This is a genomic window from Streptomyces malaysiensis subsp. samsunensis, assembly GCF_024519315.1.
GTDB lineage: Bacteria > Actinomycetota > Actinomycetes > Streptomycetales > Streptomycetaceae > Streptomyces > Streptomyces malaysiensis.
Genome location: NZ_JANIIC010000006.1, coordinates 1 through 23,584 on the forward strand (window position 1 = coordinate 1; position 23,584 = coordinate 23,584).

The 23,584-nt window shown below is 71.7% G+C and carries 20 protein-coding genes; 7 read left to right on the plus strand and 13 right to left on the minus strand.

The window, feature by feature from the left end; genetic code table 11:
• On the minus strand, positions 1–1,586 hold a 1,586-nt coding region (locus tag NQU54_RS07110), incomplete at its 3' end, for a vWA domain-containing protein (protein WP_257630304.1).
• 175 nt (positions 1,587–1,761) lie between these two features.
• Positions 1,762–2,400, minus strand: a complete 639-nt coding sequence (locus tag NQU54_RS07115; RefSeq protein WP_257630305.1) for a helix-turn-helix transcriptional regulator — start codon at positions 2,398–2,400, stop codon at positions 1,762–1,764.
• 230 nt (positions 2,401–2,630) lie between these two features.
• On the opposite strand from NQU54_RS07115, the gene NQU54_RS07120 reads away from it, so the two are divergent.
• Positions 2,631–3,992 carry a COG1470 family protein gene (locus NQU54_RS07120; RefSeq protein ID WP_257630306.1) on the plus strand — a complete coding sequence of 454 codons (1,362 nt, stop codon included), beginning with the start codon at positions 2,631–2,633 and terminating at the stop codon, positions 3,990–3,992.
• Positions 3,993–4,087: 95 nt separating this feature from the next.
• On the opposite strand, the gene NQU54_RS07125 is transcribed toward NQU54_RS07120, so the two are convergent.
• From NQU54_RS07125 to fdh, 4 genes are all read right to left on the minus strand, one after another.
• Positions 4,088–4,870 carry an eCIS core domain-containing protein gene (locus NQU54_RS07125; RefSeq protein ID WP_257630307.1) on the minus strand — a complete coding sequence of 261 codons (783 nt, stop codon included), beginning with the start codon at positions 4,868–4,870 and terminating at the stop codon, positions 4,088–4,090.
• A gap of 262 nt (positions 4,871–5,132) precedes the next feature.
• Positions 5,133–6,191, minus strand: coding sequence for an NrfD/PsrC family molybdoenzyme membrane anchor subunit (gene nrfD, locus NQU54_RS07130; protein ID WP_257630308.1), 1,059 nt, complete (start codon positions 6,189–6,191; stop codon positions 5,133–5,135).
• The gene (locus NQU54_RS07135; RefSeq protein ID WP_257630309.1) at positions 6,191–7,207 is read right to left on the minus strand and encodes a 4Fe-4S dicluster domain-containing protein; all 1,017 of its coding nucleotides are present in this window, start codon (positions 7,205–7,207) and stop codon (positions 6,191–6,193) included. The genes nrfD and NQU54_RS07135 overlap by 1 nt, the downstream gene beginning before the upstream one ends.
• Positions 7,204–10,467: a formate dehydrogenase gene (gene fdh, locus NQU54_RS07140; protein ID WP_257630310.1), complete on the minus strand. Its 3,264-nt coding sequence runs from the start codon at positions 10,465–10,467 to the stop codon at positions 7,204–7,206. The genes NQU54_RS07135 and fdh overlap by 4 nt, the downstream gene beginning before the upstream one ends.
• Before the next feature lie 61 nt (positions 10,468–10,528).
• On the opposite strand from fdh, the gene NQU54_RS07145 reads away from it, so the two are divergent.
• Complete coding sequence (locus NQU54_RS07145; protein WP_257630311.1) at positions 10,529–11,260, plus strand: DUF429 domain-containing protein; 732 nt, start codon at positions 10,529–10,531, stop codon at positions 11,258–11,260.
• A 114-nt stretch (positions 11,261–11,374) separates the two neighbouring features.
• Here NQU54_RS07145 and NQU54_RS07150 read toward each other — a convergent pair whose 3' ends face one another.
• Positions 11,375–12,535 (minus strand): transglycosylase family protein, encoded by a 1,161-nt coding sequence (locus NQU54_RS07150; protein ID WP_257630312.1) that lies wholly within the window; start codon positions 12,533–12,535, stop codon positions 11,375–11,377.
• A gap of 1,535 nt (positions 12,536–14,070) precedes the next feature.
• Between NQU54_RS07150 and NQU54_RS07155 the strand changes: the two genes are divergently transcribed.
• Complete coding sequence (locus tag NQU54_RS07155; RefSeq protein WP_257630313.1) at positions 14,071–14,904, plus strand: MOSC domain-containing protein; 834 nt, start codon at positions 14,071–14,073, stop codon at positions 14,902–14,904.
• Between the two features lie 6 nt (positions 14,905–14,910).
• Here the strand turns inward: NQU54_RS07155 and NQU54_RS07160 are convergent, their stop codons facing one another.
• A complete protein-coding gene (locus tag NQU54_RS07160) occupies positions 14,911–15,321 on the minus strand; it encodes an SRPBCC family protein (protein WP_167505475.1) in 411 nt (136 codons plus the stop codon).
• A 71-nt stretch (positions 15,322–15,392) separates the two neighbouring features.
• Positions 15,393–15,629, minus strand: a complete 237-nt coding sequence (locus tag NQU54_RS07165; protein WP_257630314.1) for a hypothetical protein — start codon at positions 15,627–15,629, stop codon at positions 15,393–15,395.
• A 7-nt stretch (positions 15,630–15,636) separates the two neighbouring features.
• On the opposite strand from NQU54_RS07165, the gene NQU54_RS07170 reads away from it, so the two are divergent.
• Positions 15,637–15,978 carry a peptidase dimerization domain-containing protein gene (locus tag NQU54_RS07170; protein ID WP_257630315.1) on the plus strand — a complete coding sequence of 114 codons (342 nt, stop codon included), beginning with the start codon at positions 15,637–15,639 and terminating at the stop codon, positions 15,976–15,978.
• A 65-nt stretch (positions 15,979–16,043) separates the two neighbouring features.
• Here the strand turns inward: NQU54_RS07170 and NQU54_RS07175 are convergent, their stop codons facing one another.
• Positions 16,044–16,280 (minus strand): DUF397 domain-containing protein, encoded by a 237-nt coding sequence (locus tag NQU54_RS07175; RefSeq protein WP_069860645.1) that lies wholly within the window; start codon positions 16,278–16,280, stop codon positions 16,044–16,046.
• 5 nt (positions 16,281–16,285) lie between these two features.
• Positions 16,286–17,146, minus strand: a complete 861-nt coding sequence (locus tag NQU54_RS07180; RefSeq protein WP_167505477.1) for a Sco1979 family transcriptional regulator — start codon at positions 17,144–17,146, stop codon at positions 16,286–16,288.
• A 212-nt stretch (positions 17,147–17,358) separates the two neighbouring features.
• Here NQU54_RS07180 and NQU54_RS07185 point away from each other — a divergent pair, with 212 nt between their 5' ends.
• Positions 17,359–17,829, plus strand: coding sequence for a hypothetical protein (locus NQU54_RS07185; protein ID WP_208974173.1), 471 nt, complete (start codon positions 17,359–17,361; stop codon positions 17,827–17,829).
• A gap of 35 nt (positions 17,830–17,864) precedes the next feature.
• Here NQU54_RS07185 and NQU54_RS07190 read toward each other — a convergent pair whose 3' ends face one another.
• Together NQU54_RS07190 and NQU54_RS07195 are read right to left on the minus strand one after the other, a co-directional pair.
• On the minus strand, positions 17,865–19,811 hold the full coding sequence (locus NQU54_RS07190; protein WP_257630477.1) for a pyridoxal phosphate-dependent aminotransferase: 1,947 nt from the start codon (positions 19,809–19,811) through the stop codon (positions 17,865–17,867).
• 231 nt (positions 19,812–20,042) lie between these two features.
• Complete coding sequence (locus NQU54_RS07195) at positions 20,043–22,418, minus strand: ATP-binding protein (protein ID WP_257630316.1); 2,376 nt, start codon at positions 22,416–22,418, stop codon at positions 20,043–20,045.
• 296 nt (positions 22,419–22,714) lie between these two features.
• Here NQU54_RS07195 and NQU54_RS07200 point away from each other — a divergent pair, with 296 nt between their 5' ends.
• Together NQU54_RS07200 and NQU54_RS07205 are read left to right on the plus strand one after the other, a co-directional pair.
• Positions 22,715–22,909 carry a DUF5999 family protein gene (locus NQU54_RS07200; protein ID WP_167505479.1) on the plus strand — a complete coding sequence of 65 codons (195 nt, stop codon included), beginning with the start codon at positions 22,715–22,717 and terminating at the stop codon, positions 22,907–22,909.
• Positions 22,906–23,412, plus strand: coding sequence for an ATP-binding protein (locus NQU54_RS07205; RefSeq protein ID WP_257630317.1), 507 nt, complete (start codon positions 22,906–22,908; stop codon positions 23,410–23,412). Before NQU54_RS07200 ends, NQU54_RS07205 begins: the two co-directional genes overlap by 4 nt.
• Positions 23,413–23,584 lie beyond the last annotated feature (172 nt).

Here is a 23,584-nt window from a genome sequence, read left to right on the forward strand (position 1 = left end):
CCCCCCTCCCGATACCAGGGGCCCCCCCCAGCCCCCCGCCCCCGGGCCCCCCCCCCAACCCCCCCGCCGTTGGCCCCGGCCAGGGAGCCGCCGTCCGAGCCGCTGCCCCCGGCTCCGGAACCGCCGTTCGCCGTTCCGCCGCAGTCGCCGCCGGAGCCTCCGATGAGCCCGCCCAGCACCCCGGCGATCACGCCGCCGTCGCCTCCGCCGTCCCAGCCTCCGGCACCGCCCACCGCCAGACCGGCGATCGAACCGCCGCCGCAGCTGTCGGATCCGCTCGACACACCACCGGCCGCGCCGCCGATGAGACCGCCGTTCCCGCCGCCGTCGGTGCCGCCCACCGCGCCGCCGATGGCCCCCGCGATGGATCCCCCGCCGCCATCGGAACCGGACCCGGAACCGGAACCGGACCCGGAACCGGAACCGGACCCGGAGCTGGAGTCGGAACCGGGGTCGGAACCGGGGTCGTCGGTGCCGCTCCCACCGGTGTCGTCCCCATTCCCCCGCCCACCACCACGGAATTCCCGGGCGGGCACCACATCGTCGGGCATCTGCCCGCTGGGTGGCTTGCCGTCGAGCAGGAACTGCACACCGCAGTGGACCGTGGCCCCCTGCGGCGCGTCGTCCGCCACCGTGATGGTCTCGGTGAACGTCGCCACCTCACCGCTGGTCACCTGCCGGGTGGCCGGATCCAGCGTGACCGAGAGTGCGGGGTCGCAGCCGAAGGTCTGATAGCTGACGGTGGTGGGCAGATTGGTCAGCCCCTCCGCCACCGTGTCGGCCACCTCGCCGGAGTCGATGTCCTGGAAGAGCCTTCCGCCCGTGGCCTGGACGACCTTGGTGGCCTGGTCCGGATCGTGTGTCGGCTCCTGATTCTGGCCCGGGCCGTTGCCGTTGTCGCCGTTGCCGTTCAGTCCGTCGCCGAGTTCGGTCGCCACATCCACGGCGAGGACGCGGACGCCCGCGTCCTTGAGCGCGTTGATGCCATCGGTGAGCGAATGCCCCTTGCTGGGGTCGTGGCTTGAAGCGTCGCCGACGAGGACGACGACGGGGCTCGCGCCCTCCCGGAAGGCGCCACCCGCCCCGTTGGCGATCTGCCACAGACCGTTGATCCAGTCCTCGGCGGGACCGGGGCTGTACGAGCCGCGGTCATCGGTGAGCTGGTCGACGCCCTTCTGTACGTCCTCCAGGTTGTCCGTCAGCGTCTGGAGCACCGTGAACACCCGCTCGCCGTCGACCTGTTGGTCCCCGTAGGTGGCGACGGCGAAGCGGGAGTCGGGCTGCTGCTCGCGCACTCCGCTGGTGATCTGCTCCAGATTGGCCTGAACGTTGTCGATGGTGGGCTGCATGCTGCCCGTGCCATCGACCAGCAGCACCACATCCGGCCGGGGCGGCACCACGGGGGTGCGCACCTTCTTGTCCACGGTCAGCGCGTCACCCGGGTCCAGCGATTCGTCCACCACGGCCGGGGTGACCGCCGGCCGTGCCGCGGCCGCGCGCTTGCCCGCGGCCGCGCCCGGGACCACGCTGATCACCAGTAGCAGAACGGCGGTCAGCGTGCCGACGCGAAAGGCGCGAGCGCGCACGTCGTCACGTATCCCGGCAAGCGGTCGAAAGCGCTGGAACCCCCGCACAGAACGCACAGAACACCCCACTCGAGATCGGCGCGCCGGGCTCCACGATCGCGGTTCACCGGGGAGCGGCGCACCGGGGCGTGAGCCAGCCCTTAGGGAAGGGCCGGCTGCCCCTTGAGGCAAACGCTCATATCAATCCCTGCCGGAGCGCGTATGCCACGGCGTGGCTGCGGTTACGGAGATTCAGCCGCGTCATGACGGCGTGCAGCACGTTTTTGATCGTGCGTTCGGAGTAGGAGAGTTTCATGGCGATATCCGCGGTGTCATAGCCCTCGGCGACCAGCCGCAGCACTTCGATCTCGCGGGCGGCCAGACCGGTGAAATTGAGCCCGTTCGGTGCCAGCACTTGCCCCTGGAGCCGGCCCACCTGCTCGAGCAGGCTGCCCAGCAGATCCGGCGGGACCCGCCCCTCGCCCTTCGCCACCGCGCCGATCACCTGCACTAATCGTTCCGGGGTCGCCTCGGCGCGGCGGACGACCCCGACGAAGCCGCACTCCGCGGCGTTCACCAATTGCTGTTCGTCGATGTGGGTGGTGACCAGAACCCCCCGCGCGGTGCTGGTCCGCTGAATCTGGCGCAACACGCGTAGCGCGCCGTCATCGAGAACGTCCAGGACGACGACCACGACCTGTGGTGAGTCGGGTTCGTCCCAGTCGATGACCTTGACCTCGGGCCGGGTGCGCAGCTGGCTGGCGACTCCGGCCTGCGACACCGGGTCCCCGGCGCGCAGCGCCACCGTAACGCGATCTCCCGTCGTCTGTTGCACGTCGCTCTCTCCCCTCGGGCGACTGAGGGAGGGCCTTGATGAAGAATGTGGATGGCGCGTCCATGTCATCTCCACATTTCATTCACGCTCACCTCCCCGTAACGGGCAACCACAGTAATCCCCCTAGTTCTCCAAGGAAATGAGCGTGACTCACCGGGCACCGCAATTGCCCGAAAGTGTGACTGTGCGGCCGCTGCCGACGCCGAGGAGCGGAGAATACGGTGCGCGGCATGAGTGTTTCGGCGAGCCTGGACGAGTCCTCCGTCGTCGTCGAGCCCGGCGGCGAGGCCGAACTCCCCGTACAGGTGCTCAACTCGGGAACAACCGTGGAGGAGTGCCGCTTCGAGGTGGTCGGGCCCTGTGCCGCCTGGACCACCGTGGAACCGGAGACCCTGTCGCTCTACCCGGGCGCGACGGGCACCGCCGTCCTGCGGCTGCGCCCGCCCCGCAGCCCAGAAACGGCTCCCGGGGAGATACCGCTCGGGCTGCGCGTGGTGCCCACCAGCGAACACAGCGAGACCACCGTCCTCGAACGCGGGGTGACGGTACGGCCCTTCACCGAGGTCACGTCGGAACTGGTGCCCCGTGGCTCCAACAGCGCCTGGCGCGGCCGTCACAAGGTCGCGGTGGACAACCGCGGCAACACACCCCTCACGGTGGCGCTCAGCGCACGCGGGGCCACCGAGCGGGCCAAAACGGCCTTCGAGCCCGCCGAACTGGCCATCCCGCCCGGCGAGGCCAAGTTCGCCACGCTCAAGGTGCGCCCCGCCAAGCGGCTGTGGCGCGGCACCCCGGTCACCCATCCGTTCCAGGCGGTGGTGACACCGCGGATGGGGGACGGCCAGGACCCGTACGAGCCGGTGGTCCTGGACGGCTCCTATGAGCAGCAGGCCATCCTGCCGCGCTGGCTGCCCCGGGCCCTCGCCGCCGCCGTCCTGGTGGCCGCGCTCCTGGTCGGCTTCTGGTACGCGCTGCTGCGCCCCACCGTTCGCTCGGCCGCCCGGGAGGCGATCACCCCGCAGGCGGTCGAATCCGCCGTGAAACAAGGGGACAAGGAGAGCAGCGGCGGCCAGGACGGGCAGCAGGGCGGCCGCCAGGGGGCGTCGGGCGGCGGGGGGCAGGACGGCGGCCAGGATGGAGGCCCGGCCGGTCCCGGCGGCGACAAGTCCCGCGGTCCGTCCGACGGTTCGAGCGCCGGGCCCGGTGAGCCGGGCGGGCCCGCGGCCCCGACCAGCGCACGGGTGCAGGTGCGCGACACGGTGGGCGGCGGTGCCGCCGAGCGCACCGCGTACACCGTCCCCGAGGGGAAGATCTTCGAACTCACCGACATCGTGGTGCAGAATCCGCAGGGCGACGCCGGGACGCTGGTCATCTCCAGCGACGACGGACAACTGCTCAATCTGGCACTGGAGAACTTCCGCGACTCCGACTACCACTTCGTGACCCCCATCCAGGTGCCGGCCAAGGGCAAGGTCACGATCTCGGTCAGCTGCCGTGAGGTGGGCCGGCCGGTGAAGGCCCCGTCGCCGTCCCAGTGCTCGGAGTCGCTGTTCCTGGGTGGCAAGGTCTCGGCGACGAAGGCCGACGGCTGACCGGCCGGTCGCCCTGGGGCCGGCCGACCCCAGGGCGACCGGCTGGCCCCAGGGCGGGCCCCACGCCTCGGGGGAGGGCTGTCCGGCGAGCCGGGCTACCCCTCGGGCGGGGTCTCCTCCTCGTCCTCGGCCCCGGCCTCGACGGCCCGCTGGACGAACGACCCCTGGACGTCCGCCGGCTCCTCGTCCTCGTCCGCTTCCTGGCGCTGCACCGGCGGCGCGGCGGACGCGGGGGCGGGGGCGGCGGGCTCCGGGGCGGGCGACGGCCCGGCCATCACCCGCTCGGCGTTGGCCGACGCCTCCCGCTCGAAGCGGTCGGACGGATCGCTCACCCGGATCCCGCCCGGGGCCTCCGTACCGTCGACCGGGCCGCCGCGCTGCTGGATGACATGGGTCAGCTCATGGGCGATCGTGGTGCGGCCCTGCTGCGAGGACGGGTCATAGGCGTCCCGCTGGAAGACCACGTCGTTCCCGACCGTGTAGGCGTGGGCGCCGACCTCCTTCGCCGACTCGTGCGCCGAGGAGCCGGTGTGCACCCGTACGTCCCCGAAGTCGGCGCCGAGCCGGGCCTCCATATCTCCCCGGGTGCCGGTGTCCAGGGGCTCCCCGCCACCGGAGGAGATGACGTCATGGACGCTCGACCGCCGCTCGCCCTCCTCGCCCTGTTCGCCGTCGCGCTGGAGCGCCGCCCGGACGGCCGAGTTGCCGACCGTGCGCTGGAGGGTGCCCATCCCGGACGGGCCGAGCACCTCCGTACGGCCCGTGGCGGCGGCCTTCAGCAGATGCGGAAGTTCCGCCTCCTCGTGGGGGCCCGGCCGCTTCGGCGAGGCGAGGGACTCATCGTGCTCATGTCCGTGGTCATGCTCGTATGCGTTCATCTGCCGCTCCCCGGGGACTGCCTCCCCACACCGGATGTCCGCCTCCAGCCAGCGTCGCGGGGCGGACACCGCCCCGTCCAGGCCAGGGCCCGCCGGGGAGGGGCAGCGCGGACTGCCCTTTCGGGCAGCCCTGTTCGGGCGCGCCCAAACAGCCGTACGCCGTTGCGGGACGGTCCTACGCCGCGGTGGGGACGGCCGTACGGCGTGTCACGGCCAGCCCCCTACGCCGCGACCGGGTCACCCCCCTCACGCCGCGGCCGGATCAGCCGTCCCGCGACCCCTCCCGCCGCGCTTCGAGCCGTTCCCGCTGGGGCAGCACCGTGTACTTCGGATCCTCCGCCGACCGCATCCCGGCGTAGAACACCCCGAACCGGGTGCAGGCGGAGGCCGCCAGCAGGGCCGCGCCGCTGACGGCCGCGGCGGTGCGGCTGCGGCGGCCGAGGAGGGCGCCGCCGAGCGCGCCCGCCGCCGAAAGCGCCTCGGCCGTGCGCATCAGCCGGCCCGCCCGGCCCTCGCGATAGGTTTCGGCCACCACACCGAGCCGTCGCTCCATGGCCTTGGCGGCTGCGGTCTCCACGGCCGTGCCCAGCAGCGCGACCCCGCGAGCCGGGGCGTTCTCGGCGACCGGCGAGGCCAGCAGGGCCATACCGCCCGCCGCCGCGGCGGCCGAGCCGACGAAGACGAAGGGCAGTTCGCGGTAGCCGTCGTGCCATGCCGGGACGGCCGTGTCGGCGGCCAGCACCGCCGTGTACGAGGCCACCGCCGGGCCCAGCAGCGCCGCCGCCACCGTGGCCGCCCGGCCGGTGCGCGGCAGCCGCCCGGCCAGGTCCGAGGCGACGGCCGCCCCGGCCATCGGGCCGTAGGCCGCCAGCACCCATGAGCCGACGCTCATCGGCGAGGTGGGCTTGAAGACCCGCAGCATATTGGCGAACCGCCCGGGGCGCCCGAGGTCGTTGATCAGGGCCGCGGCGGAGCCGGTCAGGGCGGCCAGCGAGGACACCTTCAGCGCGCGGGCCATGACCGGACGGCCGGTCAGCTCGGCGCCCGCCGCGAGCACCGAACCGGCGCCCGCGAGCCCGCCGAGGAAGAAGTAGCCCGCGATGTCCCGGGGGTGCCAGGTGGGCGGGTTGAGCACCGGCCGGCCGTAGTAGGAGGTGAACTCCGCCCGGGGGACCATCGGCTGATCGCCCTTGCGGCCCTTACCGCCCTTACGGGCCTTGCGGCCGGGCCGCTCGCCGTTCCACATCCCCTTGCCGACCAGCGCATGGCGGCCCGGCCGGGCGCCGCGGATGCCGTCACGGGTGACCTCCGACTCGCTCATCAGCGCCTCCTTCCGGTACGGCGTCCGCTCACGCCCTGGGCCGCGAACACGGCGGCCACGCCACCGAGCAGGGTCAGTGCCGCGGCACCCGCGTGCCGCCACATCGAGGGCAGATCCCGGGTGGTGACGACCGGGTCCGGCGGCAGCCCGTACACCTCCGGCTCGTCCAGCAGCAGGAAGAAGGCGCCGTCGCCACCGACGCCGTCCTCCGGGTCGTGCCCGTACAGCCGGGCGTCCTCGACCCCCACCCGGTGCAGCTCCTCGACCCGGGCCGCGGCGCGTTCGCGCAGCTCGTCCAGGGGGCCGAACTGGATGGAGTCGGTGGGGCACGCCTTGGCGCACGCGGGTTCCTGACCGGCGCCCAGCCGGTCGTAGCACAGGGTGCACTTGTGGGCGCCGCCATCCTCGGGCCGTACATCGATGACCCCGTACGGACAGGCGGGTACGCAGTAGCCGCAGCCGTTGCAGATGTCGTCCTGGACCACCACGGTGCCGAACTCGGTACGGAACAGCGCACCGGTCGGGCAGACGTCCAAGCAGGCCGCGTGGGTGCAGTGCTTGCACACGTCCGAGGCCATCAGCCACCGCAGCCCGGTCTGCCCGTCGGGGGAGGGGGACGCCGGGGAGGTCGGGGTGATCGCCGCCTCCTCGACCGGGGTCCCGGAGCCCCGCGAGGCGAGGGCCAGCACATCGACATCGCTGTGGTCGACCGCCGCCTCGGCCCGGCCCAGCGGCTTGCTCTGCTCGATGAAGGCCACATGGCGCCAGGTGGAGGCGCCGAGGCCCTGGGAGTTGTCGAAGGACATGCCGGTGAAGTCCAGCCCGTCCTCCGGGACGGCGTTCCACTCCTTGCACGCCACCTCGCACGCCTTGCAGCCGATGCATACCGAGGTGTCGGTGAAGAAGCCGACCCGGGGCGGATGCCCCTCGTGTCCGGCGTCCCCGGCGACATCCGGTTCGGCTCCGGCCAGCAGGTTGCGGCCGATCAGCGACGGGCGCTCGGAGGCGCCGGTCATCCCCGCACCTCCGTTCCGGTCCGCGCCGTGATTCCGGCGCGCCGCCGATAGTCTTCGAGCAGGGCCGTCAGCTCCGGGCCGCGGGGGCGGCGGCCGGGACGGATGTCGGCGCTCAGCGCCTTCACCTCCTGGATGTGGACATTCGGATCGAGGGCGATGGCGGCCAGTTCATTGGCGGCGTCCCCGCGGGTGTAGCCATTGGGTCCCCAGTGGTACGGCAGTCCGATCTGATGCACCGTGCGGCCATCGGCCCTGATCGGGGACATCCGCTCGGTGACCAGCACCCGGGCCTCGATCGCCCCGCGAGCGCTGATCAGCGTGGCCCAGCCGGTGTGCTCCAGACGCCGCTCACCGGCCAGTTCGGGGGAGACCTCGCAGAAGAACTCCGGCTGAAGCTCGGCCAGGTACGGCGTCCAGCGGCTCATCCCGCCCGCCGTGAAGTGCTCGGTGAGCCGGTAGGTGGTGACCATGTACGGGAACACCTCGCTGCCCGGTTCGCCCCCGCTGGGGTGGAAGGCGTTGTGCTCATCGGGGATCACCACCCGGACCGGGTTGCGCTGCTGCTCCGGGTAGAGGGGATTGCGCACCGGCGAGTCCTGCGGTTCGTAGTGCGTCGGCAGCGGGCCGTCCACCAGCCCCGCCGGGGCGTACAGCCAGCCCTTGCCATCGGCCTGCATGATGAACGGATCCACTCCGCTGAGCGCGTCCGGACCCCGGGCGTCCTCGGGCGGCCGGTAGGAGGGCGCCCGGTCGGGGATGAAGTCCGGGATGTCATGGCCGGTCCACCGCCCCTGGTCCGCGTCCCACCACACCAGCGCCTTGCGCTCGCTCCACGGCCGGCCGGAGGGGTCGGCCGAGGCGCGGTTGTAGAGGACACGGCGGTTGGCGGGCCAGGCCCAGGCCCATTCGGCGGCGATCCAGTTCTGCTCGGTGTGCGGTGTGCGGCGGGCGGCCTGGTTGACGCCGTCGGCGTACACCCCGCAGTAGATCCAGCAGCCGCAGGAGGTGGAACCGTCGTCCTTCAGCTGGGTGTACGCGCTGAGCGGCTCGCCCCGCGCGTCCCGGCCGTTGATCTCGGCCAGGACCGCCTCGGCGCTGGGCTCGGCGTGCGGCCCCTCGGTGGGGTAGGACCAGGCCAGATCCTGGACGGCCCGGTCCATGGGGTCGGTGGAGTCCTTCAGCCGCTCCTTGATCCGCCGCCCCAGGTGGTACATGAACCACAGATCGCTGCGTGCGTCGCCGTCCGGCTCCTTGGCGGCGAAATGCCACTGGAGCATGCGGTTGGTGTTGGTGAAGGAGCCGGACTTCTCGGTGTGGGCGGCGGCGGGGAAGAAGAACACCTCGGTGGCGATGTCCTCGGTGCGCAGCTCGCCGGTCTCGATCTCCGGCCCGTCCTGCCACCAGGTGGCGGACTCGATGAGGGAGAAGTCACGGACCACCAGCCAGTCCAGGTTGGCCATGCCCAGCCGCTGCATCTTGGTGTTGGCCGAGCCCACGGCGGGGTTCTCACCCATAAGGAAGTAGCCCTTGCAGACTCCGTCCAGCATCTCCTTCACGGTGTGGTACGTGCTGTGGGAGCCGGTCAGCCGGGGCAGATGGCCGAAGCAGTAGTCGTTGTCCGCGCGCGCGGCGTCGCCGAAGTACGCCTTGAGCAGGCTGACGACATAGGAGCGCATCTCGCCCCAGAACCCCTTCTCGGTCTTTATGGCCTCGATGAAGGTGTCCAGGCCCTGATGCGCGTGGGCGTGCGGCATCGGGATGTAGCCGGGGAGCACGTTGAACAGCGTCGGGATGTCGCTGGAGCCCTGGATGCTGGCGTGGCCGCGCAGCGCCTGGATGCCGCCGCCGGGGCGGCCGATGTTGCCGAGCAGCAGCTGGAGGATGCTCGCGGTGCGGATGTACTGCGAGCCGACCGTGTGCTGGGTCCAGCCGACGGCGTACACGAACTCCGAAGTGCGGTCCGGGCCGGAGTTCTCCACCAGCGCGCGGCACACCTCGAGGAAGGTGTCCTGGGGAATCCCGCAGGTCCTCTCGACCATCTCGGGTGTGTAGCGGGCGAAGTGGCGCTTGAGGACCTGATAGACGCAGCGCGGATGCTTCAGGGTGCGGTCGGTGGAGACCTTCGGGGGGACGGGCGCGCCGCCGGAGCCATGGGATTCGGAGACGGCGGCGGCCGAGAGGGACGCGCCATGGTGGGTGCGCTCGTCGTACAGCTCGTCGGCCGCGCCCTGTGGCGCCTGGACCTGTGCGCCCTCATAGCCCCAGGTGGAGACGTCGTAGTGGCCGGTCTCCGGGTTCAGACCGGAGAAGACCCCCGCCAGGTCCTCGGTGTCCTCGAAATCCTCGCCGACGATGGTCGAGGCGTTGGTGTACTCCAGGACGTAGTCGCGGAAGTCGTGGCCGCCGGTCAGGACGTGGTTGATGATGCCGCCGAGGAAGGCGATGTCGGTGCCGGCCCGGATCGGCACGTACAGATCGGCCAGCGCGCTGGTGCGGCTGAACCGCGGATCGACATGGATGACCTTCGCACCGCGCGCCTTGGCCTCCATCACCCACTGGAAGCCCACCGGATGGGCCTCGGCGAAGTTGGAGCCCTCGATCACGATGCAGTCCGCGTTCTGGAGGTCCTGGAGAAAGGTGGTGGCGCCACCGCGGCCGAAGGAGGTGCCGAGCCCGGCGACCGTGGCGGAGTGGCAGACCCGGGCCTGGTTCTCCACCTGGATCACCCCGAGCCCGGTCCACAACTTCTTGATGAGGTAGTTCTCCTCGTTGTCCAGGGTGGCGCCGCCGAGGCTGGCGATCCCCAGGGTGCGGTTGACGCTCACCCCGTCCTGTTCCCACCGCCAGCTCTCACGGCGGGTGCGGATCACCCGGTCGACGACCATGTCCAGCGCGGTGTCCAGGTCCAGCCGCTCCCAGTCGGTGCCGTACGGGCGGCGGTAGAGCACCTCGTGGCGCCGGGACTCGCCGGTGGTCAGCTGGAGGGACGCCGACCCCTTGGGGCACAGCCGGCCGCGGCTGACCGGTGAGTCGGGGTCGCCCTCGATCTGCACCACCCGGCCGTCCTTCACATAGACGTTCTGGGCACACCCCACCGCGCAGTAGGGGCACACCGACTTGACCACCTTGTCGGCCGTTTCGGTGCGGGGGCGCAGCTCACGGGTGGTGGCCGAGGTGGCGGCCGCGCCCCGGCCGAGCGGGTCGCCGCCGGTCAGCTGCCGGTAGACAGGCCATTCCTGGATCCATGTGCGTACGCCCATCGCCCGTCCTTCCATGCCGTTCGGCCCCGCCCTGGCTCCTGCGTGTGGTCGGATACGGCGCATGGGTTCCCGTCGCGATGCTTTTCACACCCCCTCCGCATCCGGATGCGCCGAATCACCCGTCGTGGGGGTGGACGCCTGCCGCACCGGCTGGGTGGCCGTCGCCCTGGACGAGGAGGGCCGCTTCGCCGTGGCCGACACCGCCGGCGGGCTGGGCGAACTGCTCGGCCGGATTCCGGACGCCGCCGTGGTCGCGGTCGATATGCCGCTGGGGCTGCTGGCGGAAGGATGGCGTGAGGCGGACGGCCTGGCCGTCGCGAAGGTGGCCCCGCACCGCTCCCGGGTCTTCTCCGTGCCGCCGCGCGGGGTCTGGGAGGCGGACGACTACGCCGGGGCCAATATCCGTTGCCGGGAGCTGACCGGTCAGGGGCTGAGCCGTCAGTCCTGGGGGCTGGCGGCCAAGCTGCGCGAGGCCAACGCATGCCGCGATGGCGGCGACCACCGGCTGTACGAGGTCCATCCCGAGGTCTCCTTCGCCGCCATCGACGAGGGGCGGCCCGTGGCCTGGAGCAAGAAGAGCTGGAACGGCCAGGCCGTGCGCCGCCGGTTGCTGGAGGGCCAGGGCATCGTTCTGCCCGACGACCTCGGACCGGCCGGGCGGGTGCCGCCCGACGACGTACTGGACGCCGCGGCGGCGGCCTGGAGCGCCCGGCGCATCGCGCTGGGGACCGCCCGGAGCCTGCCCGACCCGCCGCAGAAGGCGGCCGGGCTGCCCGTCGCGATCTGGTACTGACGGATGCCCCCGCACGGATGGCGGGAGGCCGCCCGAGCCGTGCCTCGGGCGGCCTCCCCTTCCCCCACCCCTCGGAGATGGACCGTGTGGACGCCAGGCGTCCGGTGTGAGCTGTCAGACCCCGACGCCGTGTGAGCGCAGATAGGCGAGCGGGTCGATATCGGATCCGAAGCGCGGGCCGGTGCGGACCTCGAAGTGGAGATGCGGTCCGGTGGCGTAGCCGGTGCTGCCGGACCGGGCGATCAGCACGCCCGCCTCGACCGACTGCCCGGTGCGGACCGTCAGCGCCGACAGATGCCCGTAGTGGGTGTAGAGGCCGTCGGCGTGACGGACGATCACCTGGTAGCCGAAGGCGCCGCCCCACCCCGCCGCCACCACGGTGCCCGGGGCGGCCGCGTGTACGGAGGTGTCGACGGGGACCGCGAAGTCCACGCCGGTGTGATGGCCGCTCGCCCACCGTGCGCCGCGGATGCCGTACGCCGCGCTGACCGGCCCGCTGACCGGGGCGGTATGCGGGCGCGCGGCCGTCTTGCGGACCACCGTGTGGCTCGAGATCGTCGAGGCGCGGTGCCGGGGCGTCGCCTTGCGGGGGTGGTGGGAGCCCGCGGGCAGTGCGAGCCGCTGCCCCGGGTGGATGAGGTGGGGGTTGGGACCGACGGTTCCCCGGTTGGCGTGGTACAGCGCCTTCCAGCCACCGCGGACGGACGCACGCGTGGCTATGCGGGACAGTGTGTCGCCGCGCACCACCGAGTAGGATCCGGATGCCGCGGCGCGCCGGGCGGTGTGCTGCCGGGCCCGGGACTTCGCGGCGGACTTGGGCGACTTCTTGGCGGGCTTGGCCGGCTGCTTGACGTGGGGTTCGGCGTCGCGGCTCGCCACCTCGGCGGGCGGGCCGGAGCGGGTCAGCCGGCCCCGGACGGAGCAGACCGGCCATGCGCCGGGGCCCTGTTTGCGCAGGACCGCCTCCGCCACGGTGATCTGCTGGGCCTTGGACGCCAGGTCGGCCCGCGAGGCGTAGGCGGTGCCGCCGAACGCCGCCCAGGTGTGCTGGGCGAATTGCAGCCCGCCGTAGTAGCCGTTGCCGGTGTTGATGTGCCAGTTGCCGCCGCTCTCGCACTTGGCGACCCGGTCCCAGGTGTCCACCGAGGCCGCGTGGGCGGCGCCGGTGCCGAGGAACGGCAGGACGATGCCGACACCGCCGGCGGTGAGGGCCGCGCACAGCGGGGAGACCCGGCTGGGCGATGCGGGGCGTCGGTGACTTCCTCGTACGGCCATGAGGCTGGTTCCTCTCCACAACGGCTCTCGACGTGCCCTCCGGAGGACCCGGCGGGCTGTACGAGTACCGCAGCCCGGCCCCGCTGGTCACAAGGCGCAGGGGGCCTCACGGACCGCCGCGCGCCGCCTGGTGCGACCCCGGAATCGGCTGACGCTCCGTCAGTTCAGCGGTGGGAGGCGCACGGGGGGCCGGGGGCGCACGGCCGTCGGCGGGTCGGCACCGGCGGGTCGGCGGCGGAAGCCGGTGATCGTACCCTGCGGACGCCCTCGTACGGCGGGAAATGATTCTCCGGCGCGCCGGACGGGACGGACGCTATTCCGCCGGATTGGTATCCGGGTGATCGGTGACCGATCTCGGGCGGCCGGTCGCGTGAATTGCCGCCGCCGCATGGGTTGTTGAGAGATGGACGAGCGGCGGGCGGCTCAATAGGGCGCCTGGTGCGGGCCCGGCACCGGGCACGGGATCATCCCCGGCGCTATTGCGCCGCCGCCCGGTCAAGATCGACCGCTTGGCGGCCGGGCTCGGGCGGATGGCCGTATCCGCGCGGTAGCGCGCTGGAACCAGCAGCTCCGGCCCACTCCCCGGCAGCCGCGGAATGCGGGGGGGTGGAGGAGAGAAGGGGAGAAGGGGAGAGCGGGAGCCGGTGGGAGGGGCGGGAAATAGGACGGCCTTGCGGTGGAGCGGGGAAGAGGGGGACGCATGAGCGAACGCGCCGGCCGGGCCCGCCGGCTTCTCCCGGCGCGGCGCGAGACTGCATCGCATCCACGGGGGCCTGCCGCCGACCGCCGCGTTCCGGGGGCGGGGCCGATCGTGAGCGGGCGCGGCCCCGAGCGACGACGCGGCGGGGAGAAGGGGAAAGGAGGGGTGACCGAGGGCGCCGGGTGCGGAACCCCGACTTGACTCCTATGCTCTCTCGCATCCGGTATGGCTCGCGGAACAGGGCGAACTGCTTGGCGCCCGGGTCAACTCATAGCCGTCAGAACGGACTTGGCTCGGCGTTCACCGCATCTCTTGTCGCGCATCGCCTCGCCGACCGCCCGTGCGCCGCGGCAGTTCTCCGAAAAGGGCCGGTCGTGATGGCGGCGGGGAACTGGCGGAGAATCACGCCGTCCGTGTATAGCGGGAACCGCGCCACCGCGCATATCATTGGCTCACATCGACTTCCTCCCTTCGGCTCCGCCCGAAGGGGTGGCACCGAAATAATCACTCTTCACCCCGCCTGACCGGGACCTCTGGCGACGCGGGGGCCGCGTTTTTCCCGCGACCTCGTCCGCCGCTCCGTGGAAACGGTCCGTTTTGGGTTCCGGTCGGCGGAAGGCGCAGCGCGCCTACGGCATGTGCCGGTGGTCACCGGCCATGCGCGGTGGGTCATTCGGCGTACTCCGCGCTACGCCTTGCCGCTGGACGCCGGGCCGGGGGCGCATGGCGGGGCCGGTGCGTGCCAAGAACCGCCGGTCGGGCACCGGGCGGCGGCGCGGGAGCGCCCCACACCGGCCGATCAGGGCCGCCGTCCTCCCTGGGATAAGGTGCGTGGGTGGCGACCGTTGTCGAGCTGACTTCCTATCCCGTCAAGGGATGCGCGGGTGTTCCCGTGTCCGAGACGCTGCTCACGGAGGCCGGTCTGCGGCACGACCGCAGCTTCATGGTCATCGGCGAGGACGGGGCGTGCCGGACTCAGCGGCGGGATCCCCGGCTCGCGGTCATCCGCCCCGCCATCGACACCGACGGCGAACGGCTCACCCTCTCTGCCCCCGGTGAGGGCGAAGTGGCCATCGACGTCGACACCACATCCGCCCGGCGCGAGGTCAAGGTGTTCGACAACCCCTACCTCGGCATCGACCAGGGCGAGGACGTCGCGAGGTGGCTTTCGCGGACACTGGGCGCGCCGAGCAGGCTGGTACGGGTGCCGCCGGAACACCACCGGGTGACCGAAGGATGGATCCCCGGCACCTGTGGCTACGCCGACAGTGGCGCGGTGCACCTCGTCTCCAGGGCCAGCCTGGACGGGCTGAACCAGCGGATCGCCGAGGCCGGTGGCGTGGCGCTGCCGATGAGCCGCTTCCGCCCCGGCATCGTGCTCGGCGGATGGCATGAACCCCATCGGGAGGACCGGGTCCGCAGGATCGCCATCGGCGGTGTCGAGCTGGGCTTCGCGAAACACACCGCCCGATGTGCCGTGCCGACGGTCGACCAGAGCAGGGGTGTGAAGACGGGCCCGGAGCCCCTGCGCACCCTGGCCGGCTACCGGCGCGGCCCCGGCGGCGCCACCCTGTTCGGCTGCCAGTTCTCCGTGACCCGCACCGGAAAACTCGCCGTGGGCGATGAGGTGTCCGTCATCGAGTGGGACGGGCCGCCGCCGGGGGAGTGACCGCGCTCAGACCGACGCCAGCACCTTGGCGAAGCTGTCCAGGAGCCGGTTGGCGCCCTCCTCGGCCTGGGCGCACTGCTCCCGCGGCGGGGCCGGCTGCCGGAGCACCACCCGGGTCCGGCCGTCGCCCAGCTCGGCGAGGGTGGCCGTCATCTCCATGGCCCCCTGTGGCAGGTCCAGGGTCCACACCAGCCGCTCCTGGCCGACCACCTCGCGGTAGACGCCGCGCATCGGCATCTCGCCCCCGGGCGTGGCGACGGTCGCCTTCCAGGCGCCACCCGGCCGGACGTCGAGGGCGACGGATTCGGGCGCGGCGCCGAACCAGCGGGCGAAGTACTCCGGTTCGGTCCACACCCGCCACACCGTCTCGCGCGGCGCGTCCAGGTCCCGGGTGATGGTGATCTCGGTGGTGCTCATGGTGGCTCCTCGCTGCGCGGGAAGGTGTTGCCACCCGTTGTCACCCATCAGACCGGCGCGCCGCGCGAAACTCATCGGTTCGCGCTCAGCAGACTTCCGTCCGCGCGGCCGATCCAGTGCCGGCGCGGCATATCGAGGACCACCGACACATCGCGGGCGGTGGTGCCGGGCGGCTTCGCCAGATCGAGGGTGAGCGGATCGGCCAGGCCGTCCTCGTCCCGGAACACCCCGTGGTGGATCACCGAGGAGGTGCCCGCCACGATCGAGCCATGGCGCGCCGAGGGACGCCGGGCCGCGCGTGGGGCCACTTCCTGGATGGCCCAGGGGCCGCCTGCGCTCCGCCGGAATCGGCTGGACCCGTTCGCGGGCGCGAGCGCCGTCCACGCGCTGGCCGAGGCCGTTCCGCAGATCACCGCGCTCAACGCCCCGGAGCGCGGGACCACGGTGAACGTGGGGCTGATCAGCGGCGGCACGGGGCGCAATGTGATCGCCGCACGGGCGAGCTGCGGGATCGGCATCCGGATCGCCGAACCGGAGGAGATGAAGCGGATCGACGCCGCGCCGCACGCCCTGGCCCCCTCCGACCGGCGGGTGCGGCTGACCGTCACCGCGCTGGCCGTCGGTCTGCTGCGGGCGCTGGCTGCGGACGCTTCCTAGCGGGGGATCCGGTATCGGCAGGGACGCCGACGGCCGGCCGGCCGTCGGCGTCGTACGGGCACATCTCAGCAGACGAGGAAGTCGGCCTCGCCCGCCTTGGCGCCCTGGATGAACGCCATGATCTCGGTGCGGGTGTAGATCAGCGCCGGACCGTCCGGATCGGTCGACTGACGGATCGCGACCCGTCCGTCGTCCAGCTTCATGGCTTCGACGCAATTGCCGCCGTTGCCACCGCTCCACGGCTTCTGCCAGCCCTCGCTGCCGAGGTCGCTCGCGCGCATGCCGTTGTGAATGCGATCCATTCCGATCAGAGCTCCTTGCGGAAATCCCGGAGGATTTCCTTCGTGCGTCGTGCGGTTGCCGCCTGGGCCGCCATGCGGTCCATGGCCTCCAGATGGGAGGCCACCTCGATGCGCTCATCCAGGTAGACGGCGCCGGTCAGGTACTCGACGTAGACCATGTCCGGCAGTTCGGGAACAGCGAAACGGAAGAGGACGAAGGGCCCATAGGTGCCCGGATGGTGTCCGGTGGAGAACTCCGAGATCTGAAGGGTGATGTGCGGCATCTCGACCGACTCCAGCAGCTGGTCGATCTGGCGGCGCATCACCGCCGCCGAGCCCACCTGCCGGCGCAGCACCGTCTCGTCCATCACCACCCACAGACGGGGCGGGTCCCGCCGGGTGAGCAGTGTCTGCCGCTCCATGCGCAGCGCCACATGGCGCTCCGCCTGCCGGGTGCCGGACTGGCCGACCGCACCGGTCTGCATGACCGCGCGGGCGTAGTCCTCGGTCTGGAGCAGTCCGGGCACGAAATGCGGCTCGTACGCCCGGATCATCTCGGCCGCGCCCTCCAGGCTGACGTGGACGCTGAACCAGTCCGGGAGTATGTCGTGGAACCGCTGCCACCAGCCCGGCTTGTTGGCCTCCTCGGTCAGGGTGATGAATGAGTCCAGCTCCTCACCGGTGATCCCATAGGCGTCCAGCAGCATCTGGACATACGGAACCTTCAGCGCGACCTCGGCGGTCTCCATGCGGCGGACCGTGGCGGGCGCCACCCGCAACACTCTCGCCGCCTCGTCCCGCTTGAACCCCGCCTTCTCCCGCAGATCCTGGAGCCTCTTGCCGAGGACGACCTGACCCACGGTCGGGGCCGACCGCGGTTCGCTCACCTGAATCCCTCCCTGACCTCCCCAACGCTGCTGAGCGCAGTGTGCCATGGCCAGTGCGGAACGGACACATTGCACTTACAACTCTGCACTTTTCAGAGTGCCCCTTGCCAAGTGTGCGTGGCGGTGCGCATAGTTGCGTCATGATCCCGTTACCGCGTTCTGCCGCGGCGACCGCAGGCGCAAGCGGCCCGACTCTTGTGAAGTGCCCCTAGATGACGTACGCCTTCGCCGGTGCGCTGACCGGCCTCGTCCGCGGCCGGTTCGGCCGGCATGGATTCCGCCCGGCGCCTGGCCGCCACCGCCTTCAACTGCCACCGGCACTGCGGACGGAGCGGGCCTACGACGCGGTGGGGATCGCCGAGCGGCACGGTCCCGGGGTGATGGCGCTGCTGCCCCGGGCGGGATGTGTCCTCGCCGGGGCCGGGCACTGGTGGTGGATCGTGCCGCCCCAGTCGGACGTCGGGGTCAGCTGGCCCGCACCGGCCGTCTACGCGGTCGGCGCCATGGTGACCGGCCCGCCCGGGCGGCGGACCGGACCCGCGGGGGCGGAGGAGCCCGGTGTGGTGCACTGGCCGGGCGACGAAGAGCCGTACACCCACCCCCTGTTGCTGCATATCGCGGTCTGCGCGGCGGCCGGGGTCTCCCCGGCCTGGCCGTGCGACGAGCGGCTGCCGCGCTCATGACCCCGGCCGGGCACGCCATCGGTACCTCGGGCCGGTCATGCCATCGAGTCGTCCTGGAGGTAGGCCGCGGGGCGCGGATAGCGCTGGAGCGCCGGAGTCTGCCCGGTCGGATCGTCGTCCGTCTCGCTGAGGGGCACCACCGGTGCCGCGGCCGCGGCCTTCAGCTCGGCGGGGTCGTAGGTCATGGCCTGGGTCCGTTCCATCGGCGACGGCTCGGGCACACCGGCCTCCCGCCGGCCGTAGACCGGGATCTGGTCGACCGTGGTCTCCTCGGGCCGGGACCGGAGGTACGCGGCCGCCGTCCCCTGCCCCTGGGCGCCCTGGGCCTGGACGATCGGGATCTGGGAGGTCTGCGCCTGGGCGCCCTGGTACTGCGCGCTCTGCGGCTGGGGCGCCATCCGCATTAACGGCGCCTGGGCCGGCTGCAACTGCCCGGCCTGGAACTGCTGCGCCGGTTTCTGCTGCGGGATCTGCGGCTGGGCCACCTGGACCATCTGGGGCTGCGGCAGCGCGGCCGGAGCCTGGTACAGAGGCGGCTGAACCGGGGGCGTGGCGACATACGCGGGTGACAGCTCCGCGAGCGGCTGTTGCTGGACGTACCCCGTTGAGACGCCCGCGGCGCCCGCGCCCGCGAAGGTCGCGAGGGACGCCTGCCCGTACAGGTCGCCGGAGACGCCCTGCGGGGCCGGAAGGGCGGCCGCGGCGTACATCGGCTGGGGCTCCTGCGCCACCGGCGCCGCGGTCAGCTGGGGCGGCTGCTGGAAGGAGTAGTCCAGCGACGGCGCCGGTGAGGAGGCGAACCCCGGGTAGCCGGAGGACTCCGCGTACCCCGAGGGCACCGACGGCTGCTGCTCCCAGCTGACCTGGGGAGCATAGAAGGACGTCCCGTACAACACGGTGCTCAGCCCGGTCAGCAGCCGCTGCACATCCGGCTGGGAACGCACCACCAGCCGCATGAACTGACTGCTGCTGCCCAGCTTGTTGCCGCATTCGCGCACCAGCACCCCGTGCTGGGACAGCAGCTGGTCCCGGACCCAGCCGCCGTCCGTTCCGGCCGGCAGTTTGACGAAGACGAAGTTGCCCTGGGAGGGGTAGACCGTCATTCCGGGCAGCCCGGCCAGCTGGGTGGTCATCTGCTGCCGGTCGCGGCTGAGCATGCGCAGGCTCTCCACGTACTCCTGCCGGTATCGCTTCAGCATGAAGACGATGACCTCGGCGAAGGAGTTGAGGTTCCACTTCGGCAGCCGGGAGCGGATCTTCACGGCGAGCGAGGGATTGGCCACCAGATAGCCGAAGCGCACACCGTGCAGCCCGAAGTTCTTGCCGAGGCTGCGCAGCACGATCACGTTCGGGCGCAGGACGGCCTCGTCGACGACGCTCGGATACGCCTCGGCGTCCGCGAACTCCAGGAACGACTCGTCGATTACGATCAGGTCGAGGTCGGCCAGGGCGTCCATGATGCCGATGAGGGCCTGGCGGGGCAGCAGACCCCCGTCGGGGTTGTTGGGGTTGCAGATCACGGCGACCCGGGAGCCCCGGGAGCGTACGAAGTTGACGAAGGCGTTCGGGTCGAGAGCGAATCCGCTCATTTCCGGAAGCTGGAACATGTCGACCCGTTTGCCGGTCTCCATCGGCTGGTCGGTCCAGCGGCCGAAGGTGGGAATCGGCACCGCCAGGCTTTCCTTCACCAGCAGATGGTCGATCCAGGTGATGAGCTCGGTCGAGCCGTTGCCCATCGCCATGGTCTGCGGCTGAAGCCCCAGCACATCGGCCAGTTCGGCGGTGATGGTCTCCGCGGGGCTCGGGTAGTAGGTGAGGATGTCCCGCAGCCTGACCGCCATCACGGCGAACATCGCGGGAGTGGGGAAGTACGGATTGCAGGGGATGCAGAAGTCCACGAGCTCCTGACCGCCACCCGTGATCCCGGCGCGGTTGAGCGCGAAGAACGACGGGCTGTGCGCGGTGCCACGGAAAAGTTCCATGGCATCACCGGAATTGCCGACTGCGGCAACAGTCACGGCGGGACCTCCTCGGTCGCGTGGGCCACGTCGACGCACTGACACGGCCGTTGCGGCTCGTCCCTCGAGCCTGACGCATGATCTCCCGAAGCCGGGCCGGGCGAGGATTTTCGTGGGGCTTGTGAGAATTTCGGGGACACATGCGCCGATGTCGAATAGAATTCCGCCTCTTGCCCCTTGAGAATGCGGGCCCCTTCAGACCGTGTCCTCCGGCGGGTGTTCACCTTCGGCATCGGCGGTGCGGTGCTGTTCCGCTACCCAGACCGCCACCTGCGCACGCGAGTTGAAACCCAGCTTGCTCAAAATGTGCTCGATATGGCCCTCGGCGGTGCGCTGGGCGATCACCAGCGACGAGGCGATCTCCTTGTTGCTGAGCCCCCGCGCGACCAGTTGCGCGATTTCGGACTCCCGGGGTGTCAGCGGCGACGGCCGCCCACCCGCCGCCGTCTCCTCGCTGGGCAGTTCGTCCTCGAGCGCGTACCCCAGCGCCTCGGTGAAGGACAGCCGGGCGCCCTGTTTGGACGCCGCGTTGAAGGCCGGCTTGCCCAGCGCCCGCCGCGCCGCGGCCTCGCACTCCTCGTGGTAATGGACGAGATGCCCGTAGCCGGACAGCGGGGCGCCGATGGCGTGCCAGATGATCCCCAGGGCGCCCAGCAGCCTGGCCGCCCGCGTGTAGTCCCGCTCGGTGGCCGCGATCCAGGCCAGTACCTCCAGATTGACCCCGATGCCCAGCGGATCGTCCAGCGAGCGGTTGAACGACAGGCTCTCCTTCTCCAGGGCGGCCGCCCTGGCGGTGTCGCCCTGGCGCCATACGTCCACGCCGAGCGCCATCATCGTGTAGGCACGGTGCCAGCCCTCCCCGTACGCGTCGCACACCGCCAGCGACTCCTCGCCCAGCGCGATCGCGCCCGGTGAGTCGCCGATGAAGGAGTGCGCGAGCGAGAGCCGGATGAGCGCCAGGGCCAGCCCCACCGGGTCGCCGATCGCGCGATGGCGGGAGACGGCCTCCTCGTAGAGCGCGATCGCCGACCGGGTCTCGCCCCGGTACATGGCGACCATGCCGGAGTAGAGCGCGGTGTAGGCGAGCACGGGGTCCAGGCCGAGCCGGGTCCCGATGGACCGGCTCTCCTCAAGCATGGCCGCGGCGGCGTCGGTGTCGGACTGGATGACGGCCAGCCAGCTGTCGGTCCACAGGGCCCGCGCCCGTGCCGCGGTGGGTTCGGCGCACACCGCCAGGGCCTGGTCCAGCCAGCGGCGGCCCTCGCCGAGGTAGTAGCTGGTGATCCAGTGGTAGAGCAGGTCGGCGGCCATGTCCAGACCGCGGACGGCCTGCCCGGGGTCGGCCAGAGCGCCCTCCAGGGCGGTGCGCAGATTGGCGTGCTCCAGATGGAGCCGGGTGAACCACTGCACCTGGGCCGGTCCGAAGAGCGCCGCCCGCGCGTCCGCGGCGAGCCCGCGGTAGTAGTCGCGATGGCGCCGCAGCCGCACGGCTTCCTCCTCGGAGGCGGCCAGCCGCTCACGGCCGTACGCGCGCAGCGTGTCCAGCATCCGGTAGCGCACCGACGTCCGGTGCTCCTCCCTGAGCAGCACCGACTTGTCCACCAGCTCGGCCACCAGGTCCAGGATCTCCTCGCGCTCGATGCCCTCGCCCGAACAGACCGCCTCGGCCGCCTCCAGGTCCAGGCTTCCGGCGAACACCGAGACCCGGGCCCACAGCAGCCGCTCCCGCTCGGTGCACAGCTCATAGCTCCAGTCGATCAGCGCCCGCAGCGTCCGATGGCGGGGGAGGACCGTCCGGGAGCCGGTGGTGAGCAGCCGGAACCGGTCGTCCAGCCGCTCCAGCAGCTGCTGTACGGACAGGGCGCGCAGCCGTACGGCCGCGAGCTCGATGCCCAGCGGGATGCCGTCCAGCCGGCGGCAGATCAGCTCGACCGCGTCCCGGTTGTCCTCGTCGAGCTCGAATCCGGGCACGATGGCCGCGGCCCGCTCGACGAACAGCCGTATCGCGTCGTACCGCGCGAGCGTCGCGAGGGAGGGCCGTGCCCCCCGGAGGTCCGGCAGCCCCAGGGTGGGGACGGCCAGGCTCTGCTCACCGGCGGTGCCCAGCGCCTGACGGCTGGTGGTCAACAGCCGCAGCCGGGGGGCCGCGCGCAGCAGCCGGTCGGCGAGCCGGGCGCACTCCGCCAGGAGGTGTTCGCAGTTGTCGAGGACGATCAGGGCCTGCCGGTCCCGCAGATGGTCGACGAGGACGTCCATCGCCGGGCGGGAGGAGTGATCCCGTATCTCCAGCGCCTCGGTGACGCCCTGGGCGAGCAGCGAGGGGTTGTCCAGCTCGGCGAGTTCGGCCAGCCAGACGCCGTCCGGGAAGGCCCGGCGCGCCTCGTCCGCGACCCGCAGCGCCAGCCGGGTCTTGCCGACCCCACCGGCGCCGGTGAGGGTGACCAGGCGGGACGCGGACAGCATCCGCTTGACCTCGGCCGCCTCATGCCGACGTCCCACGAAACTGGTCACCTCGGCGGGCAGCCGCACTGTCTGCCGCCCGGTCGGGGTGCCTGTCGCCACCACACCCATTGATGCCTCGCACCGGCCTCGGGTGGACCGGGCCGTTGCCCGCGCGGACCCGAAGCCCTGTTTCCAGGCTATGCCCGGGCCGGGAACCACCGCACACACGCCGGGCGGGCGGCCCGACCCGCCGGGGTGGGGATTCACCGAGAGTGAGCGGCCGCCACCTCCCGGTGGCGGCGGGGGTGGGTTCAGGTACCCATGCGGGGATATCTCCCCTCGCCGCGCACCGCCGCGCCGACCCAGGATGGTGACCTCGGTGACGAGTTCCGCCGCCCTATTGCGGAAGATCGAAGGTTCGGACCATGTGCCTCCACCAACCCCCATGTCCGCCGGCCGACGCATCGGACCATGATTCGGCGCGCCTGGTGGCCACCCACCCCGAGCAGGGATGGAGCCTGCTCTGCAATGGCGTGGTGATCTTCGCGGACGCGGGCGAAATCCTTCCCGACGGGCGTGCCATCCCCGCCCCCCGGACCAGTCCCGACCAGTCAGCATGAACGCCACCATCCTCACCCACTCGCACACCTCTCCGGTGAGCACCGAGCGCCGGCCCGCCGCGGCCGGGCCTCCCGCCACCACCGGCGGGACGTCATGGCTGCTGCCCTCCGAGCCCTCCTCGGTGCCCCGGGCCCGGCGGCTGACGCTCGCCCAGGTGACGGCGTGGACGCTGCACGAGTTCGCCGACGACGCCGAACTGCTCGTCAGCGAGCTGGTGACCAATGCCCTGCGGCACGCGGGCGGGCCGATCCGTCTGACGCTCTCCCGGTGCTCCGTCGACCGCGCCTTCCGGTGCGAGGTGGCGGACGAGGACCCGGGGCAGCCCCGGGTGTGCCGGCCGTGCGACGAGGACGAAGGCGGGCGCGGGCTCCATCTGCTGGACATGCTCTCCCGCTGCTGGGGATCCACCTGTACGGCGGCGGGCAAGGTTGTCTGGTTCGAGCTCCACCCGCCTGCCGTCGCCCTGGAAGCCGCCCTGGACGGAGCGCGAATGACCCCGTGATCGTGAGCCGACGAAGGGAGACGCCATAGACGACTTCACGCCTCGTACCCACACAGTGATACCGATCGGCCCGGGGACGGAATGGTGAAGGCCCTCACCACGCCTTCCGTCTCCGGGCTTCACTGTGAAGATTGATCGTCGTCATCGCGGTCGTGTAGCCTTATGATCGCAG